Origin of the sequence: Stenotrophomonas geniculata (assembly GCF_034508895.1) — a bacterium.
GTDB lineage: Bacteria > Pseudomonadota > Gammaproteobacteria > Xanthomonadales > Xanthomonadaceae > Stenotrophomonas > Stenotrophomonas geniculata.
Genome location: NZ_CP140571.1, coordinates 2,640,708 through 2,656,998 on the forward strand (window position 1 = coordinate 2,640,708; position 16,291 = coordinate 2,656,998).

Annotated in this window: 16 protein-coding genes; 7 read left to right on the forward strand and 9 right to left on the reverse strand. The window is 68.2% G+C overall.

The features are described 5' to 3' along the window. Nucleotides 1-4: 4 nt before the first annotated feature. Both RI032_RS12220 and RI032_RS12225 read left to right on the forward strand, forming a co-directional pair. Entirely contained in the window at nt 5-1,087 is a 1,083-nt protein-coding gene (locus RI032_RS12220; RefSeq protein WP_312250499.1) for an HlyD family secretion protein, read from the forward strand. Continuing rightward, nucleotides 1,084-2,499, forward strand: coding sequence for an efflux transporter outer membrane subunit (locus tag RI032_RS12225; RefSeq protein ID WP_322547061.1), 1,416 nt, complete (start codon nt 1,084-1,086; stop codon nt 2,497-2,499). The genes RI032_RS12220 and RI032_RS12225 overlap by 4 nt, the downstream gene beginning before the upstream one ends. Nucleotides 2,500-2,539: 40 nt before the next feature. Here RI032_RS12225 and RI032_RS12230 read toward each other — a convergent pair whose 3' ends face one another. From RI032_RS12230 to RI032_RS12250, 5 genes are all read right to left on the reverse strand, one after another. Further along, nucleotides 2,540-2,878: a hypothetical protein gene (locus RI032_RS12230; RefSeq protein ID WP_109814503.1), complete on the reverse strand. Its 339-nt coding sequence runs from the start codon at nt 2,876-2,878 to the stop codon at nt 2,540-2,542. A 77-nt stretch (nt 2,879-2,955) separates the two neighbouring features. Further along, a complete protein-coding gene (locus RI032_RS12235; RefSeq protein ID WP_312720563.1) occupies nt 2,956-3,897 on the reverse strand; it encodes a DegV family protein in 942 nt (313 codons plus the stop codon). Nucleotides 3,898-3,992: 95 nt separating this feature from the next. Then, entirely contained in the window at nt 3,993-4,625 is a 633-nt protein-coding gene (locus tag RI032_RS12240; protein WP_099560025.1) for a DsbA family protein, read from the reverse strand. Between the two features lie 20 nt (nt 4,626-4,645). Next, entirely contained in the window at nt 4,646-5,929 is a 1,284-nt protein-coding gene (locus tag RI032_RS12245) for an amidohydrolase family protein (RefSeq protein ID WP_322547062.1), read from the reverse strand. Beyond that, entirely contained in the window at nt 5,929-7,338 is a 1,410-nt protein-coding gene (locus tag RI032_RS12250) for an amidohydrolase family protein (protein WP_043400114.1), read from the reverse strand. The genes RI032_RS12245 and RI032_RS12250 overlap by 1 nt, the downstream gene beginning before the upstream one ends. A gap of 152 nt (nt 7,339-7,490) precedes the next feature. On the opposite strand from RI032_RS12250, the gene RI032_RS12255 reads away from it, so the two are divergent. Both RI032_RS12255 and RI032_RS12260 read left to right on the forward strand, forming a co-directional pair. Next, complete coding sequence (locus tag RI032_RS12255; protein ID WP_005414446.1) at nt 7,491-8,267, forward strand: AMP nucleosidase; 777 nt, start codon at nt 7,491-7,493, stop codon at nt 8,265-8,267. A 43-nt stretch (nt 8,268-8,310) separates the two neighbouring features. Then, complete coding sequence (locus tag RI032_RS12260; protein WP_322547063.1) at nt 8,311-8,850, forward strand: DUF924 family protein; 540 nt, start codon at nt 8,311-8,313, stop codon at nt 8,848-8,850. A gap of 119 nt (nt 8,851-8,969) precedes the next feature. On the opposite strand, the gene grxD is transcribed toward RI032_RS12260, so the two are convergent. Next, nucleotides 8,970-9,896 carry a Grx4 family monothiol glutaredoxin gene (grxD, locus tag RI032_RS12265; RefSeq protein ID WP_024956044.1) on the reverse strand — a complete coding sequence of 309 codons (927 nt, stop codon included), beginning with the start codon at nt 9,894-9,896 and terminating at the stop codon, nt 8,970-8,972. 59 nt (nt 9,897-9,955) lie between these two features. Here grxD and RI032_RS12270 point away from each other — a divergent pair, with 59 nt between their 5' ends. After that, nucleotides 9,956-10,735, forward strand: a complete 780-nt coding sequence (locus RI032_RS12270; RefSeq protein WP_322547064.1) for a polysaccharide deacetylase family protein — start codon at nt 9,956-9,958, stop codon at nt 10,733-10,735. Between the two features lie 75 nt (nt 10,736-10,810). Here the strand turns inward: RI032_RS12270 and RI032_RS12275 are convergent, their stop codons facing one another. Genes RI032_RS12275 through RI032_RS12285 form a run of 3 tightly spaced genes read right to left on the reverse strand, consistent with a single transcriptional unit; the run spans nt 10,811 to nt 13,427 of the window. Next, nucleotides 10,811-11,527, reverse strand: a complete 717-nt coding sequence (locus RI032_RS12275) for a class I SAM-dependent methyltransferase (protein ID WP_322547065.1) — start codon at nt 11,525-11,527, stop codon at nt 10,811-10,813. Between the two features lie 4 nt (nt 11,528-11,531). Next, nucleotides 11,532-12,149: an SGNH/GDSL hydrolase family protein gene (locus tag RI032_RS12280; RefSeq protein ID WP_109814465.1), complete on the reverse strand. Its 618-nt coding sequence runs from the start codon at nt 12,147-12,149 to the stop codon at nt 11,532-11,534. Between the two features lie 3 nt (nt 12,150-12,152). Further along, nucleotides 12,153-13,427, reverse strand: coding sequence for a pyridoxal phosphate-dependent aminotransferase (locus RI032_RS12285; protein WP_010480840.1), 1,275 nt, complete (start codon nt 13,425-13,427; stop codon nt 12,153-12,155). A gap of 114 nt (nt 13,428-13,541) precedes the next feature. Between RI032_RS12285 and rsgA the strand changes: the two genes are divergently transcribed. Continuing rightward, the gene (gene rsgA, locus RI032_RS12290; RefSeq protein ID WP_053443496.1) at nt 13,542-14,651 is read left to right on the forward strand and encodes a ribosome small subunit-dependent GTPase A; all 1,110 of its coding nucleotides are present in this window, start codon (nt 13,542-13,544) and stop codon (nt 14,649-14,651) included. A 126-nt stretch (nt 14,652-14,777) separates the two neighbouring features. Further along, complete coding sequence (locus RI032_RS12295; protein ID WP_322547066.1) at nt 14,778-16,031, forward strand: flavohemoglobin expression-modulating QEGLA motif protein; 1,254 nt, start codon at nt 14,778-14,780, stop codon at nt 16,029-16,031. Nucleotides 16,032-16,291 lie beyond the last annotated feature (260 nt).

Sequence of the window (16,291 nt, forward strand, 5' to 3'; positions counted from 1 at the left end):
CCTCATGACGATCAATCGAACCACTCTCAACACCGGCCTGGGCCTGGGCGTACTGGCCCTGGCCATCGGCGCCTGGCTGCTGCTGCGCGACTCTGGCCACCAGAGCACCAACAATGCGTACGTGGTGGCCGACTACACTCTGGTGGCTCCGAAAATTCCCGGCTTCGTCAGTGCCGTGGAGGTGGAGGACAACCAGTCGGTGAAGGCCGGCGACGTGCTTGCCCGCATCGACGACCGTGACTACCAGGTCGCCCTGCAGGCGGCCCGTGCCGACCTCGCCAATGCCCGTGCACAGCTGGCCAATGCGCAGGCGGCACTGGCCCAGCAGGACTCGCTGATCGCGCAGGCCAAGGCCAGTGTCGATGTCAGCCGTTCCGAACTGACCCTGGCCAGTGCCGACCAGCAGCGCTACCGCGAACTGGCCCGTGACGGCGCCGGAACCGTGCAGAACGCGCAGCAGGCGCAGTCGAAGCAGGCCGTGGCCAGTGCCCACCTGCAGCAGGGCCAGGCGGCGCTGTCGACCGCGCGCCAGCGCACCGACATCCTGACCGCCGGTGTGCAGGCTGCGCAGGCCGCGGTGCAACGCGCGGAAGCGGCGCAGGCCCGCGCAGAACTGGATCTGTCGCACACCGTGCTGCGTGCACCGATCGACGGCATGGTCGGTCGTCGTGCAGTGCGCGTAGGTGCCTACCTGACCCCGGGTACACCGGTGGCCGCGGTGGTGCCGCTGAAGCGTGCCTTCGTGGTCGCCAACTTCCAGGAAACACAGATGACCCGCATGCAGGCCGGCCAGCAGGTCGAACTGAAGGTGGACGTGTTCCCGGGCAAGCCGCTGCGCGGGCACATCGACAGCATCGCGCCGGCCACCGGCGTCACCTTCGCCGCTGTCGCACCGGAGAATGCCACCGGCAACTTCACCAAGGTGGTGCAGCGTATTCCGGTGAAGATCGTGCTGGAGCCGGGCCAGCCGCTGCTGGACCAGCTACGTGCCGGCATGTCGGTGGAAGCCAGTGTCGACCTGGGCAGCCGCGCGCGCGCGCAGAGCGTGAAGCACAGTCCGGGCCATTCGGCCGGGGAGGGCGCATGAGCGCAGTTGCCTTGTTCCGCAGCACCTTGGTTGCGGCCAGCCTGTGCACGGCCCTGGCTGCCTGCACGATGGGTCCGGACTTCGTACGTCCTCAGGCGGAACTGCCCAGTCACTGGCAGGGCGAGGCCGTCGCGGGCAACGCGATCGATCAGGACGCCGCCTGGTGGGCCGGCTTCGACGACCCGCTGCTGGGACAGCTGGCCAGCCAGGTGCTGGAGGCCAACCTGGACCTGCAGCTGGCGGCCAACCGCGTGCAGCAGAGCCGCGCCGCGCGTGGCATCAGCGCCGCCGACCGTCTGCCCAGCGTCAGCGCAACCGCCAGCGGCGCACGCGCACGCAACAGCGAGGTGGGCTTGAACGATCCGTCCGGCAACGGCGGTCGTGATGACTATGGGCTGTTCCAGGCCGGCATCGGCCTGAGCTGGGAACTGGATCTGTGGGGACGGGTGCGCCGCCAGGTGGAAGCCGCCGATGCACGCGTGCAGATGGCCGAGGAGGATGCACACGCAGTGCGCATCGCGCTGCTGGCGGAAACCGCGCGTGATTACCTGCAATTGCGTGCAACGCGGCAGTTGTTGGCGATCACTGAAGACAACCTCAGCATTGCCCACGACATCAAGCGCCTGACCGAAGCACGCCAACGCCAGGGCGTGGCCAGCACGCTGCAGGTGTCCAGCGCGTCAGCGCAGGTAGCATCGCTGCAGGCACGCATCGCGCCGTTGCGGCATCGCGAATCGCAGCTGCGCAATGCGCTGGCGTTCCTGCTGGCGCAGCCGCCGCAGGCGCTGGACGCGCAGCTGCAGGATGCACGCCGTGACTGGCCGGCGTTGCCGGCCGTAGCGGTGGGGTTGCCGAGTGAACTGGCTGAGCGTCGCCCGGACATCCGTCGTGCCGAAGCGGCATTGCATGCCGCAACGGCCGGCATCGGCGTGGCCAAGGCCAGTTTCCTGCCGCGTATCACCTTGAATGGCGACGCTGGCTTCCAGGCCAAGCAGCTGGATGATCTGGATGGCTGGAACGCACACCGTTTCAGCATCGGGCCGTCGATCAGCCTGCCGATCTTCCAGGGCGGCAGGCTCAAGGCCAACCTTGCGTTGAGCAAGCTGCAGCAGCAACAGTCGTCGCTGCAGTTCCAGCGCACGGTGCTGCAGGCCTGGCATGAAGTGGACGACGCCATCGATGGCTACGCCGCCGAACAGCAGCGCACCGTGCAGCTGCACGTGGCGGTGGATGAAAGCGAGACCGCGCTCGGTGCGGCGCGCCGGCAGTACCAGGCCGGCGTGGTCGACATGCTGGACGTGCTGACCACCCAGCGCATCGCACTGGACAACCAGGCCGCACTGGCCAACAGCCAGGCTACGGCGGCAATCGCGCGGGTGGAGCTGTATCGCGCGCTGGGCGGTGGCTGGTAGGGAAATGGAAACGCCGGGCCATGCCCGGCGGGCGGGTGCCTCAACGCACGTCGCGCAGTTCCCAGTGGCTGCCGGCCAGCAGGCGCAGGCGCTGCTTGAACACGTCGCTGTCGATGCGGGTGGTGGCGACCAGGTTGATGCGCAGATCCTTCTGTTCGCCGGTCACGGTGGCATCCGGATCGGTCACGCCCCATTGCGGTTCCACCGCATCCGGGTCGGGTTGCTTGGCCTTCCAGCGCTCGAACAGCGCGCCGCTGCGCAGCGCGTCCTGCAGCTCCTCGGCGAAACCGGCGGCGCCCTGCGAATGGAAGGACAGGTCAGGATCGTTGCCGCGGGCCTTGGACGGGTCGGGCAGGCTGATGTGGTACTGCGCAGGCATGGAGTTCTCCTTGAAGTGCGGCAAGGCTGGCACAGTCGTGGTGGAATCGATGTGCAGATTCCAGCCACGGCTGGCCTTCATTCAAACCGATGTGGCCCATCGGCGAAGCCCACGGTGACCGCGCCCTTGCCGACGTTGACCATGCCGGTCAGGCTCATCACCGATTCGTACACGGTCACGCCGTGGCCGGCGCAGACCTCCTTCATCTGTGCATAGCCGGGCAGGGTGCGCAGCTCGTCCAGTTCGCCGCCGTAGCTGACGCACACCGTCGGTGTCATCAGCCCGGCACGCACACGTTGGCCGACCACCGCGAAAAGCTTCTGCACGGCGTTGTCGAAGCCCTTGATCTTGGCCACCGGCCCGGTCTCGCCGCGGTAGCCATGCAGCACCGGCTTGATGTCCAGTGCGCTGCCCAGCGCTGCACTGAGCAGGCCGACACTGCGGTCACCCTTGTGCCGCGCACGTGCGCGCATGTAGTACAGGTCGCGGGTAACCATGTAGCCATGCACGTTGCCCGCCAGTTCCTCCAATCGTTCGCGGATCTGCTGCACGCTGGCGTTGCTGTCGCGCAGGCGCACCGCTTCCACCGCCGTTACCGCCTGGGCAGCGAACAGGTTCTGGGTGTCGAGCACGCGCAGCGCGAACGGCGAGTTGTAGCCCGCTGCCTGACGCACCGGTTTGTAGTCGTTGAGGATGGCGAAGCTGGCCTGCAGCGCGTTGTCGTGGATCGGGCTGCGGGTCTTGGTGATGGTCATGCAGAACACGTGGTCGTAATCGATCACCAGCTGCTGCAGGAACAGGTCGCGGATCTGGTTGACGCTGAAGGGGATGGTCTCCGCCTCGGCGCCATGTTCGGCCACATGCGCGTGCAGGAAACTCAGGGTGGCCTGCTCATCGCGATGATCGGCCAGCACGGCTTCGCCGATCCGTACGGTGATCGGCAGCAGCACGATGTTGTGTGTGGCGATGAAGTCCGGCGGCAGGTCGCAGGCCGAGTCGACGACGATTCCGATGCGCATCCGCGGCTCCCCCTCCAGGGCGGTTGTAGGTTCGGAAACGTGAAATCTATCTCAAATTCCAGCGCGGCGCGCGAGGGAAACGCGCCACGCCCTGTTCAGCGACTGCGCTGCACCGCCACCGGCAGGTTGGCCAAGCGCTGCCATTCGGGCTGCCGCAGCAGGCCCGGATCGGCCAGCACCGCGGCCATCAGCGGGTGCGCGTCGTTGCCCCAGAACAGCTCGTCGCCGATGGCCAGGGTGGGTACCCCGAACACGCCGGCCGCGATCGCGGCCTCCGTGTTGCGCCGCAGCTGCTCCTTCACCGCCGGGTCGGCGATGGCGGATGCGACATCCTCGATGCCCAGCCGTGCGCCGGGTTCGCGCAGGGCTTCGGCGCTGTCGGCCGCGTTGCCGTCGCGCCAGATCCAGTCGAACAGCACGTCCACGGCCTGCACGCTGGCGCCGGCGGCCAGGCACAGGCGCAGGGCGGACAGCGGGTTGAACGGATGGCCGGGCGGGAACCGCAGTGGTGTGCCCTCGGCCTGTGCGGTCCACAGCAGCTGGCGGTAGATGAAGCGGCGCTTGGCCGGAATCTCGGCCGGCCCGAGGTTGCCCAGGTGATGCAGCACCGCACCGAAGGCGATCGGCACGGTCTGGATCTGCGCGAACTGCGGCAGCTGCTTCAGCTTCTGCCAGTGCAGGTAGGAGTAGGGCGAAACGAAGTCGAAGTACCAGCGCAGTGTCGCCATCGGTGTGTCCTCGTGTGCGGTCAGGGCTGCGCGTTGCGCTGAAGGTAGCGGTCGCGCAGGTCGGTCTGGCGCGAGCGCATCGGCATCGCACGGCCGCCCAGCCAGACCTGCTCGGCATAGTGCGCCACGTCCAGCGGGTCGCCTTCCCACAGCACCAGGTCGGCGCGCTTGCCCGGCTCGATGCTGCCGATCTGGTCGGCCACCCCGAACGCCTGCGCCGGCACCCGGGTCAGCCCAGCCAGGCCATCGGCCCACGGCAAACCGTTGGCCACCGCGTTGCCGGCCAGCTGGCGCATCTTGCGCGCGTTGTGGGTGGCGTCGCCGCGCTGCACGAACGACACCGGCACGCCGGCGCGTTGCAGGCGTGCGGCATTTTCCAGGGTGGCGCCGATCTGGTCGAAGCTGGCCGGCAGGTTGGCCAGCACGTCGACGAACACCGGCACCTGTGCGGCGGCCAGCTCCGGCGCGACCTGCCACGCTTCGCTGGCACCGGCGATGGCGATCTTCACCTTCTCGCGCGCGGCCCAGCGCAGCAGCTGGCGGATGTCCGAGGCACGATCGACCTCCACCACGATGCGGGCCTGGCCGGCCAGATAGCGGCTGAGCGTGCGGCGCCCGGCCGGGGTCAGCAGCGCATGCGGCGAGTCCGCAGCCACCTGTCCGCGTGCTTCGTCGACCATCTGCTGCAGCAGCATCCATTGCGCGGCGCGCGAATGCCCGGTCAGCTCGGATGCGGCTGCGCCAATGCGCAGGAACAGGGCGCGCGGGCCGATCGGGTCGGCGCTGCCGTCCAACCGCATCACGCCGCCCTGGCCAGCCACGAAACCACCGCCGGTGGCAGCGCCCAACGCAGTGAAGCCGATGCCTTCCAGGCGCGTGACCGGAATCAGCACCGAGGCCGGGTTGTAGGCGAGGGTGACGTCGAATTCCGGACGCAGTGGTTGCTCGCCGAGCTTCAACGAACTGTCCACCGTGCTCGATTCACCCGAGACCTCTTCGATGCCGGTTTCGGTGATACCGCCGAACAGCGCCGGCGTCAGGGGGCGGCCATTGGCCTCGATCACGGTGGCGCCGGCAGGCGCTGACAGGCCGTTGCCCACCGCACGGATGATGCCGCCCTGCACCAGCACATCGGCGTTCTGCAGGCTGCCGCGCGCGCTGGCGGTATGCACCGTCGCGTTGCGCACCAGCAGGTCCTGTGCCGATGCGGATGCGGAAATGCAGGCCAGCACCATGACAGTAGAACCGAGCCATGCCCGGCTGCCCTTCGCGGCAGACTGCGCCAACTGCTTGAGCACCACCATCAGCGCACCTCCTGGCCGAGCTGGAAATCAGAACGCGGCGTGCTCGCTGGCGCGCCGCGGTCATACAGCCGCCGGCCGTCGATGAAGACCTGCTCAGCCAGTGCGTACGAACTGAAGGGGTTGCCGTTCCACACCACCACATCGGCCATCTTGCCGGCTTCCAGGGTGCCGGTCTGGCCCTCGATGCCCAGCGCCTTGGCGGCGTTGGCGGTCATCCAGGTGATGGCGTGCTCGGGCGTGATCTCCGGCATGCGCGCGCGGCGCGCGGACGCCATCACCTTGGCCGCTTCCTGGTTCAGGCGCTGGATGCCCTCGGGTGAATCGGAATGGACGATGGCGCAGCTGTTCTTCGGCCGGTCGACCAGCGCGATGTTCTCGGGAATGCCGTCGAAGGCTTCCATCTTGAAGCCCCACCAGTCGGCCCAGAGTGCGCCGCAGACGCCGTCGGCGGCCAGCCGGTCGGCCAGCTTGTAGGCCTCCACACCGTGGTGGAAAGCGGCCACCTTGAAGCCGAATTCCTTGGCCAGGTCGAGCATGGTGGCCATCTCGTCGGCGCGGTAGCAGTGGATGTGCACGCGGATGTCGCCTTCGATGGCGCCGGCCAGCGTGTCCAGCTTGAGATCGCGCTTGCCGCCTGCATCCCCGGCGCTGTCGCCCTTGTCGCTGCCGAACCATCCCTTGCGCTTGGCCGGCTTGGGTTTGTTCTTGGCGATGTAGTCGGCGGCGTCGATGAAGGCGGCACGGTAGCCGGCCACGTTGCCCATGCGCGTGGCCGGGGTCACGCCCTTGCCTTCGCCATAGACCCGCTTGGGGTTCTCGCCGCAGGCCATCTTCAGGCCCCATGGAGCGCCGGGGAACTTCATCGCCTGGTAGGTGATGGCCGGGACGTTCTTCAGGGTCACGCCGCGGCCACCCACCAGGTTGGCCGAGCCGGGCAGCACCTGCATGCTGGTCACGCCGCCGGCCAGTGCCGTGGCGAAGCCTGGGTCCTGAGGCCACACCGAGTGTTCGGCCCAGACGTTGGCGGTGACCGGTGCGGTCATCTCGTTGCCGTCGCTGTGCGCGCCGACGCCGGGGCTGGGGTATACACCCAGATGCGAATGCACGTCGATCAGCCCGGGGGTGACCCACTTGCCCTGCGCATCGATGCGGGTGACACCGGCATCGGCCTGCAGTTGGCGACCGACGGCGGCGATGCGGCCGTCGCGCAGCAGCACGTCGGCGTTGTCCAGGCGCTGGCCGGTACCGGTCAGCACCGTGGCGTTCTGGATCAGTACCGGCGCATCAGGATGGGCCTGGTAGGTGCTGGGGTAGGGATCGGCGACGAAGCGCGAGGCGCCCACCGCCGGAGCCGTGCTCAATGAAAGCAGTGCCAGGGCTACCCCAGCGCGCAACAACGTCGATGCCATGCAGTTCCCCTTGCAGCCTGGTCCAACCGTCGACGCTAGCCCGGAGGCGGCGGGCTTGCCAAGTGACCTTCTTCACAGGCCTGCCGACGGTAGCTCGACGGCACCGGCCGGGTGGCTGAAAATACCCGGTCCCCCGCCGTACCGGACCGCCCATGAAGAGCAAGCAGGAAATCGTCGACAACTGGCTGCCCCGGTATACCGGTGTGCCCTTGGACCAGTTCGGCCAGCACATCCTGCTGACCAACTTCGGGGGCTACCTGCATACGTTCTCCGAGCTGACCGGCGCGCCGGTCATCGGCCTGGACCGGCCGATGGCCAGTGCCACCATCGATGGCATCACCATGATCAACTTCGGCATGGGCAGCCCCAATGCCGCGATCATCATGGACCTGCTGTCGGCGGTGATGCCCAAGGCGGTGCTGTTCCTCGGTAAGTGCGGTGGCCTCAAGCGCAAGAACCAGCTGGGTGACCTGGTGCTGCCGATCGCCGCGATCCGTGGCGAGGGTACCTCGGGCGATTACCTGCCGCCGGAAGTCCCGGCCCTGCCGGCCTTTGCCCTGCAGCGTGCGGTTTCGACCATGATCCGCGACCTCGGCCACGACTACTGGACCGGCACGGTCTACACCACCAATCGCCGGGTCTGGGAGCACGACGAGGCCTTCAAGGAGCGGCTGCGGGCGATGCGCTGCATGGCCATCGACATGGAAACAGCCACGGTGTTCGCCGCCGGCTTCGCCAACCACATCCCCAGTGGCGCGCTGCTGCTGGTCTCGGACCAGCCGATGATCCCCGATGGGGTCAAGACCGAGGCCTCCGATGCCAAGGTCAGCTCCCAGTTCGTGGAAAACCATATCCAGATCGGTATCGAGGCGCTTAAGCTTATCCGGCGCAACGGCAAGTCGGTACGCCACCTGCGCTTCGACGAATGATGATGAAGGCCGGGCGCGGGGCGTCCGGGCCTGGGAGTAGGTAATGGACGTTGCCGCGCAAGTGGTGGAATTCTGGAACGAGGCGGGCCCTGCAAAGTGGTTCGCCCGCGATGATGCGTTCGACGCGCAGTTCCGCCAGTTGTTCCTGGATGAGCATTTCGCCGCCGCTTCGCGCGCGCGCGAGCATTGGCTGGGCAGTGCCGAAGGGGCGCTGGCCCTGATGCTGCTGCTGGACCAGTTCCCGCGCAACTGCTTCCGCGGTACCGCCCACTCCTACGCCACCGATGGCCTGGCCCGGCATTACGCCATGCGCGCCATCGAGGAAGGCCTGGACCTGCAGCTGGTGCCGAAGCTGCGCGCCTTCATCTACCTGCCGTTCGAGCACTCCGAGGATCCGCTGGACCAGGACCGCTCGGTGGCGATGTTCGACGTGCTGGGTGACAAGGAATACCTGCAGTACGCCGAACTGCACCGCGACATCATCCGCCGCTTCGGGCGCTTCCCGCATCGCAATGCCGTGCTCGGTCGCTTGCCCACGGCGGAAGAGCTGGATTACCTGGCCGAAGGCGGCTTCGCCGGGTAGGTCCACGCCATGCGTGGATGCAGAAAACGCCGGCGAATGCCGGCGTTTTCTGTGCTGGGGCCAGAGCCCTTTCCTGCGGAAAGGGATCCGACCCCAAGTCGACCCCATGCCGGGGCCGATCAGTACTTCGGCACGCCGTTGTCCACGTCTTCGGACCAGGCATTGATGCCGCCGGTGACGTTGAACACCTTGGTGAAGCCCAGTGCACGGAACTGCTCGGCAGCCTGTGCGCTGCGGCCGCCGTGGTGGCACATGAAGGCCAGAGCGGTGTCCTTCGGCAGGGCTTCCAGCTCCGCACGGCCGTTGCCGTCGAAGCTCCTGAACGGCACGCCGACGGCTGCGATGGCGCGCTCGTCGGCCGGGCGCACGTCCACCAGGGTGATGTTGCCGGCGCGCACCAGGTCGTCGGCATCACGCACGCTGATTTCCTGTACCGGCTTCGGCGCGTTCGGGTTGTCGATGGCCAGGCCCTTGCCGCGGATGTCGTCCACCCAGTCGATGGTGATGCCGTTGGCGCGACGGGCGCTGGACAGGTCGAACTGCACGCGCAGGCCGTTGGATTCGGCAGCGATCGCGCCTTCGTCATGCGGGGCCAGCTGGAAGTTCGGCTGGAAGCCGGCGTCGATGGTCAGCTGCAGGGCAGCGCCCGGAGCGTCGGCCAGCGCGCCCTTGAGCATTTCCACGGCGGCCGGGGTGACGGTGATGCTCGGCGGGGTGCGGTCCGGTGCGGCCAGGCCCAGCACGCTGCTCAGCTCACCGCTGGCAGCCATCTGCAGCACGATGTCGCTGCCGCCGACCAGTTCGCCGTCGATGTACAGCTGCGGGATGGTCGGCCAGTCGCCGTAGGCCTTGATGCCTTCACGGATTTCCTGGTCGGCCAGCACGTTGACGTGGGCGAACTCGACACCGAGGTCCTGCAGGGCGCCCACGGCCTTGGCCGAGAAACCACACTGCGGCATCGACGGCTGGCCCTTCATGAACAGCACGACGCGGTTGGCGTTGAGGATGGATTCGATGCGCGAACGCAGGGCGGGATCGAGGGACATGGACGTCGGGGTTCCGGGAATTCGAATCATCAATTCTACCCCCCATGGCATCATGGGGGATGAGCAACGCAGGAACATTGCATCGCATCCCGACCCGGCCCTGGCGCTGGCTGCCCTGGCTGGTGGCGTCGCAGTTGGCCGTGATCCTGGTATGGGTACTGGCAGGCTGGCACTGGGCCCTGCCGCTGATGGTGGCCAGCCACGCGCTGTTCATGGTGCCGATATTCCTGCCCAACAGCCGTTTCTACGCGCCGGTATTGAGCCGGGTGCCGGACGCTGGCAACAGTGTCTGGCTGACGATCGATGACGGCCCCGGCCCGGAAACCCGTGCCGTGCTCGACCTCCTGGACCGCCACCAGGCGCGTGCGACCTTCTTCCTGGTGGGGGACCGTGCGCTGGCGCAGCCGGAACTGGTGGCCGAGATCCTGCGCCGTGGCCACGATCTCGGCAATCACAGTCTCAGCCACCCGCAGGCCCGCTTCTGGCGCCTGGGCCCAGCGGCGATGCGGGCCGAGATCGAAGGCTGCCAGCATGCGCTGCAGGCGCTGAGCGGGCATCCGGTGCGCTGGTATCGCTCGGTGGTGGGCATGACCAACCCGTTCGTGGCGCCGGTGTTGAAGCGGCTGGGCCTGGTCCGGGTCGGCTGGAGCGCGCGCGGCTTCGACGGTATCGGCTGCACGGCGCAGGGCGTGCTCGACCGGCTGCTGCCGGACCTGCGTCCGGGCGCCATCGTGCTGCTGCATGAAGGCGCCGCCCACGGCCACAACCTGGTGATCATCGCGCGCGTGCTGCAGGCGCTGGACGAGCGCGGCCTGAAGGCGCGGCTGCCGGTCAGCTGACACGGATGCAGTAGCGCCGGGCGATGCCCGGTGGGTTCCACGGGCGCCGCTGCGCTCGCCGGGCATGGCCCGGCGCTACCGGTTCCGCCGCGCTACCAGCAGCCAGCTGTTGAACGGCGTACGCCCATGCAGTGGCCGGGGGGCGGCCACCTGCAATCCCGCTTCGGCAAGCGTTGTCTGCAGTACCCGTGGATCGGGATAGTGGCGCGGGCGTGTGCCCATCCAGCCGACCAGCCAGGCCAGCCGGTCCGCCACCCGCGTGGTGCGGTCGCGGCCATCGCCGGTGGCCAGCGGCGTGCGCAGCAGCAGGCAGCCGCCGGGGGCCACCCGTGCACTGGCCGCGCGCAGCAGTGCCTGCTGTGGGTCCGCGTCCAGGTACTGCAGCACGTCCAGCAGCAGGACGTGCCCGGCCTGTGCCGGCAGTGGCGCCTGCACGTCCACGCAGTCGAAGCGCACGTCATGCAGCTCGACGGCGGCACGTTGCGCGCGGGCGATCTTGCCCGCATCCACGTCCACGCCCAGGTAGCGCTGGGTGCCGCCGCGCTGGCGCAGTACATGGGCGAACAGGCCCAGCCCGCAGCCGAGGTCCAGCACCGGCTGTCCGTCGTCAGGCAGATGCTGCAGCACGCCGTCGTACAGCGGATCGCTGCCGAGCTTGCCGCGGGTGTAGTAGTAGTCGCGGCGGCTGCCCCAGGCCTGCGCCGGGCGGAACGCTTCGGCGATCAAGCGGGCCTGCGGGGCCGTCAGGGGAGTACAGGGCAGGGGCGGGCCGTTCCGTGGCGTGCCGTCCATCGCCTCAGTCCGTGCCGCCAAGCAGATGCGCGGCAACCGGCAGCGCGCGCGCGCTCCACAGCGCGTACATCCGCGCTGAAGGATGCAGGCCGTCCTCGGCGATCATCGTCGGGTCTTCGCCCTGCGCGCGGCTGATGTCGGTGATGTCGACGAAGGCTACGCCGTGCCGGGTACTGATCACCTCGGCGGCGGCATTGAATTCGTCGGTCTCGATCTCGATCGCGGCCAGGTCGCGGCCACTGCCGACACCGAACGGGGTGGCGCCCCAATCGGGGAAGGACAGCACCAGCACGCGGCCGGCATCACCGCCGGCGAAGCCGATCGCCCGCTGCAGCAGGGCCTGGAACTGGCTGCGGTACTCGTCCAGCGGACGCCCGCGGTACTGGTTGTTGACGCCGATCAGCAGGCTGACGAAATCGAACGGGCCCTGCGGTGCAGCCGCGTCGATACCCGCATCGAGCTCGTCGGTCGTCCAGCCGGTGGTCGCAATGGTCTGCGGGTCGGCCAGCGCCACGTCCTGCGCGCGCAGCGCGGCGGCCAGCTGGTGTGGCCAACGGCCTTCGACTGCAACCGCTTCACCGATGGTGTACGAATCGCCCAGCGCCAGGTAGGACAGCGCCACGGCTCAGGCCACCGAGCGGCGAGGCTTCAGCGGCACGACCTTGGTCGCATCCTCGGCGCGGCGCGCCAGCACGCGGTCGATGCGGGCGAACACATCGCGCATCACCGAAGCTTCCGGCATCAGGGTCACGCGGAAATGATGGCGGTAGGGCACGTTGAAGCTTGAGCCCGGCACCACCAGCACGCCTTCGTTGTTCATCAGGTCCAGCGCGAAATCGTGGTCGTCGAAGCCCTTCGCAGCGGCACCGACCACGGCCGGGAACGCATACAGCGCGCCGGCCGGCGCGACCAGTGACAGGTGCTCGCTGGCTTCGCAGGCCTCGATCACCGCGCGGCGGGTTTCATACAGGCGGCCGCCCGGCGTGCACAGCTCGGAGATGGTGTCCGGACCGTTCACCGCCGCCTCGATGGCGTACTGGCCCGGCACGTTGGCGCACAGGCGCAGTGCGCCCAACAGGTCCAGCGCGGCGCGGAAGTCGCCCAGGCGGGCATCGTCACCGCTGAGGTGGGCCCAGCCCACACGCCAGCCGCAGGCGCGGTGCACCTTGCTCAGGCCACTGAAGGTCAGGCATGGATGATCACCGGCCAGCGGCGCGACCGGCTGGAACACCGCGTCGTCGTACAGGATCTGGTCGTAGATCTCATCGACCAGCAGCAGCAGGTTGTGGCGGCGCGCGATTTCCACCACGCGCTCCAGCAGTTCGCGCGGGTAGCTGGCGCCGCTGGGATTGTTCGGATTGATCAGCACGATGGCGCGGGTGCGCGAAGAGACCAGCGTCTCGATCTCGCTCGGGTCCGGCTGGAATCCGTTCTCCGGCGCGCAGCGGTAGTACACCGGCCGGCCATCGTTGAGGATGGTCGAAGCCGACCACAGCGGGTAGTCGGGCGAGGGCACCAGCACTTCGTCGCCCGGGTTGAGCAGCGCACGCAGTGACAGGTCGATCAGCTCGCTGACGCCGTTGCCGAGGAAGACGCGGTCCGGGTGCGCATCGGGCGCGCCACGGCGGGCGTAGTAGCTGGCGATGGCTTCGCGCGCCACCGGCAGGCCCTGCTGGTGGGTGTATGGGTCGGTGCGGCCCATGTCGTCGGCAATCGCGCGTTGCAGGTGCTCCGGCGCGCGGAAGCCGAAAGCGCCCGGGTTGCCGATGTTGAGCTTGATCAGCTTGCGGCCCTGCGCCTCCAGCTCCCGGGCTCGCCGCGCCAGTTCTCCGCGGATTTCGTAGCGCACTTCGGAAAGGCGCTCGCGGATGGCCAGGGGCTTGGGCGAGGTGGTGGACATGGGAGCTGGGCCGTCAAAAGGCATGGGGCTTCCATCCTACCGGAATTGCTGCACTGCATGGCAAGGGCTCCGGGCCCGTCACTGCTGGGCTGGCAGGGCGCTGGCACAGGTAGAATGGCGGCGATGACCCAGACCCCCGATTTCATCGCCCTGCAGACCATCGGCTGGCCCTGGCCGGGCCCGCCACAGCAGGCCGACTGGCAGGCCGCGATGGCCGCGCACCCGCAGGCCCGCCCGGCACGGGTGATCGAACAGCACCGCACCCACTACGTGGTGGCCGATGGCCCGGATGCATCGATCAAGGCCGAGTCGCTGCCCGAATGGCAGCGCCCGCGCTTCCCCAGCCATGAGCGGCCGGCGGTGGGCGACTGGGTGCTGCTCGATGGCATCCGCATCGTCGCCCTGCTGCCACGGCGCACCGCGATCAAGCGTGGTGCCGCAGGTGAGCACTACCACCAGCAGGTGATCGCGGCCAACATCGATACGGTGTTCATCGTCTGTGGCCTGGACGCTGACTTCAATCCGCGCCGCATCGAGCGCTACCTGCTGCTGGTCGGCGGTGGCGGTGCCGAACCGGTGGTGGTGCTGACCAAGGCCGACCAGACCGAATACAGCGAGGATGCGCTGGCGGTGCTGGAAGAGCTGGAGATGCAGGGCATCGCGCTGCATGCGATCAATGGCCTGGATGCCGACAGCGTTGCCGTGCTGCAACCGTGGCTGGGCCCGGGCCGCACCGTGGTGCTGGTGGGCTCGTCCGGTGCCGGCAAGTCCACGTTGACCAACACGCTGCTCGGCGAGCAGCGGATGAAGACCAACGCGGTGCGTGCCAACGATTCGCGCGGACGACACACCACCACCCATCGCGCGCTGATGCCGCTGCCGACGGGCGCCTGCCTGATCGACACCCCCGGCATGCGCGAGCTGAAGCCGACCGGTGAAGAGACGCTGTCGGAAGGCGGCTTCGCCGATATCGAAGCGCTGGCCGCACAGTGCCGTTTCAATGACTGCAAGCACCAGCAGGAACCGGGCTGTGCGGTACGTGCCGCGATCGAGGCCGGCGAGATCGAAGAGAGCCGCCTGCTGAACTACTTCAAGTTGAAGGAAGAAGTGGCCGCCGCCGCCGCCAAGCTGGCGGTTCGCCAGGCCGAGACCGCGCAGGAGCGTGGTGGCAGGAAGGGCAAGGGCCAGCAGTTCCGCCCGGCGAGCAAGAACCGCCGGCGGTAGCACAGCAGCCGGGCGTGGGCTTGGCTTTACAGTGGGTCCGCGGCGGAGTCATTTCCTGTAGCGCCCGAGCCGATGCTCGGGCGGCGGCGCGCAGCGCCGGACACAGCAGGGCGCTATAGTCCGCCCATGGAACCGACTGCGACGCTGGACAGTGACGTGGCCCACCATGCAGCGCTCGATGCGCGCCTGGTCGAGGCCGTGGGGGGCATCCGCCTGCTGGGGCTGACCAGCTGGCCGGCCACGCTGCAGGCACCGTTCCTGGACAGCGTGGCACGTGGACAGCCGGTGCTGCCGAAGGTGGATTACCCGAGGCTGGATTTCAGCGAGGAGCGCCGCGCACTGGCTGCGATCGCCGCCGACTGCGATGATACTCATCCGCTGGGCCACTACGTGCGCCAGTCGGCGCAGAGCTGGGACCTGGCCGCGCAGCTGCTGGAAGGGTTGGGCACGGCGGCGGTCGATACCTGTTCGGTGCAGTTGTTCGGCGCGCCCGAGCAGCCGTTGCCAGGCAATGGCCCGAGCACGCGCGAAGCGGCGCGTCACTTCATCCAGATTGCTGCCGAACTCGATCACGAACTGCTGGCGCCGGAAGAGCAGGTGCCGGTCTCGGCCATTGCCCTGCAGCTGCAGCTGCAGAATGACCTGGATGCGTTCTTCGAATCGCGCATCATCCAGGTGCAGCTCGATCCAGAGCTGGTGTCCAAGGCCGCTGCCGGACCGACCCGCATCCGCCTGCGCACCAGTGCGCGCTTCAGTGCCTACGACCGCGCGCAGCTGTTCCACCACGAAGCGCTGGTGCATTCGCTGACGGCCTTGAATGGCCGCGAACAACCGGTGCTGCCCAGCCTGGCGTTGTCCTCGCCGCGGGTGACGGCCACCCAGGAAGGGCTGGCTACCTTCGCCGAACAGATCACCGGCAGCATCGACATCGAGCGCCTGAAGCGCATCAGTCTGCGCACCGAAGCGATCGCGATGGCCCGCGAAGGCGCCGACTTCATCGAAGTGTTCCGCTACTTCTGCGATGCCGGGCAGAACGCCGAAGAGAGCTTTGCGTCGGCACAGCGCGTGTTCCGTGGGGTGCCGCCGAGTGGCGGCCTGGCCTTCACCAAGGACACGGTGTACCTGCGCGGCCTGGTGTCGGTGCATACCTTCTTCCGCCACATGCTGGCCGAGGACCGCCTGCAGGTCTGCCGCTGGTTGTTCGCCGGCAAGATGAGCCTGGCCGATGCGATCGCGTTCGCGCCGCTGTTCGAAGCGGGTGTGCTGAAGCCGCCGCGCTGGCTGCCGCACTGGGTGAGCCGGGCGAACGGCCTGGCCGGCATGCTGGCGTTCTCGCTGTTCGCCAACCGTATACGGATGGACCAGCTGGCGCCGGAATGAAAGGCGTTGGCGGGATGATGCGCTGGCGCCTCGATTGATATCGCTGGGCGGCGGTGGCGCACCCTGGCCAGGACACGCCGTAAACCCATCCATGGGGGCTCGATCGGCGCATCCATGCGCCTCACGGTCCTGGCCAGGGTGCGCCACCGCCGCCAGACAGTTTCCCGCGCGGGCGGCAGCACATCACCGCGCCGAAGGGATTGCGCTTGAAAATCTTGAAAAGCGAAGAGCCGGGCAATGCCCGGCTCTTCGCTTTTTGC

What these genes read in the sequence shown, in the direction of transcription:
- RI032_RS12220 (WP_312250499.1), top strand. Translation starts at nt 5, where the DNA reads ATGACGATCAATCGAACCACTCTCAACACCGGCCTGGGCCTGGGCGTA.
- RI032_RS12225 (WP_322547061.1), top strand. Translation starts at nt 1,084, where the DNA reads ATGAGCGCAGTTGCCTTGTTCCGCAGCACCTTGGTTGCGGCCAGCCTG.
- RI032_RS12230 (WP_109814503.1), bottom strand. Translation starts at nt 2,878, where the DNA reads ATGCCTGCGCAGTACCACATCAGCCTGCCCGACCCGTCCAAGGCCCGC.
- RI032_RS12235 (WP_312720563.1), bottom strand. Translation starts at nt 3,897, where the DNA reads ATGCGCATCGGAATCGTCGTCGACTCGGCCTGCGACCTGCCGCCGGAC.
- RI032_RS12240 (WP_099560025.1), bottom strand. Translation starts at nt 4,625, where the DNA reads ATGGCGACACTGCGCTGGTACTTCGACTTCGTTTCGCCCTACTCCTAC.
- RI032_RS12245 (WP_322547062.1), bottom strand. Translation starts at nt 5,929, where the DNA reads ATGGTGGTGCTCAAGCAGTTGGCGCAGTCTGCCGCGAAGGGCAGCCGG.
- RI032_RS12250 (WP_043400114.1), bottom strand. Translation starts at nt 7,338, where the DNA reads ATGGCATCGACGTTGTTGCGCGCTGGGGTAGCCCTGGCACTGCTTTCA.
- RI032_RS12255 (WP_005414446.1), top strand. Translation starts at nt 7,491, where the DNA reads ATGAAGAGCAAGCAGGAAATCGTCGACAACTGGCTGCCCCGGTATACC.
- RI032_RS12260 (WP_322547063.1), top strand. Translation starts at nt 8,311, where the DNA reads ATGGACGTTGCCGCGCAAGTGGTGGAATTCTGGAACGAGGCGGGCCCT.
- grxD (WP_024956044.1), bottom strand. Translation starts at nt 9,896, where the DNA reads ATGTCCCTCGATCCCGCCCTGCGTTCGCGCATCGAATCCATCCTCAAC.
- RI032_RS12270 (WP_322547064.1), top strand. Translation starts at nt 9,956, where the DNA reads ATGAGCAACGCAGGAACATTGCATCGCATCCCGACCCGGCCCTGGCGC.
- RI032_RS12275 (WP_322547065.1), bottom strand. Translation starts at nt 11,527, where the DNA reads ATGGACGGCACGCCACGGAACGGCCCGCCCCTGCCCTGTACTCCCCTG.
- RI032_RS12285 (WP_010480840.1), bottom strand. Translation starts at nt 13,427, where the DNA reads ATGTCCACCACCTCGCCCAAGCCCCTGGCCATCCGCGAGCGCCTTTCC.
- rsgA (WP_053443496.1), top strand. Translation starts at nt 13,542, where the DNA reads ATGGCGGCGATGACCCAGACCCCCGATTTCATCGCCCTGCAGACCATC.
- RI032_RS12295 (WP_322547066.1), top strand. Translation starts at nt 14,778, where the DNA reads ATGGAACCGACTGCGACGCTGGACAGTGACGTGGCCCACCATGCAGCG.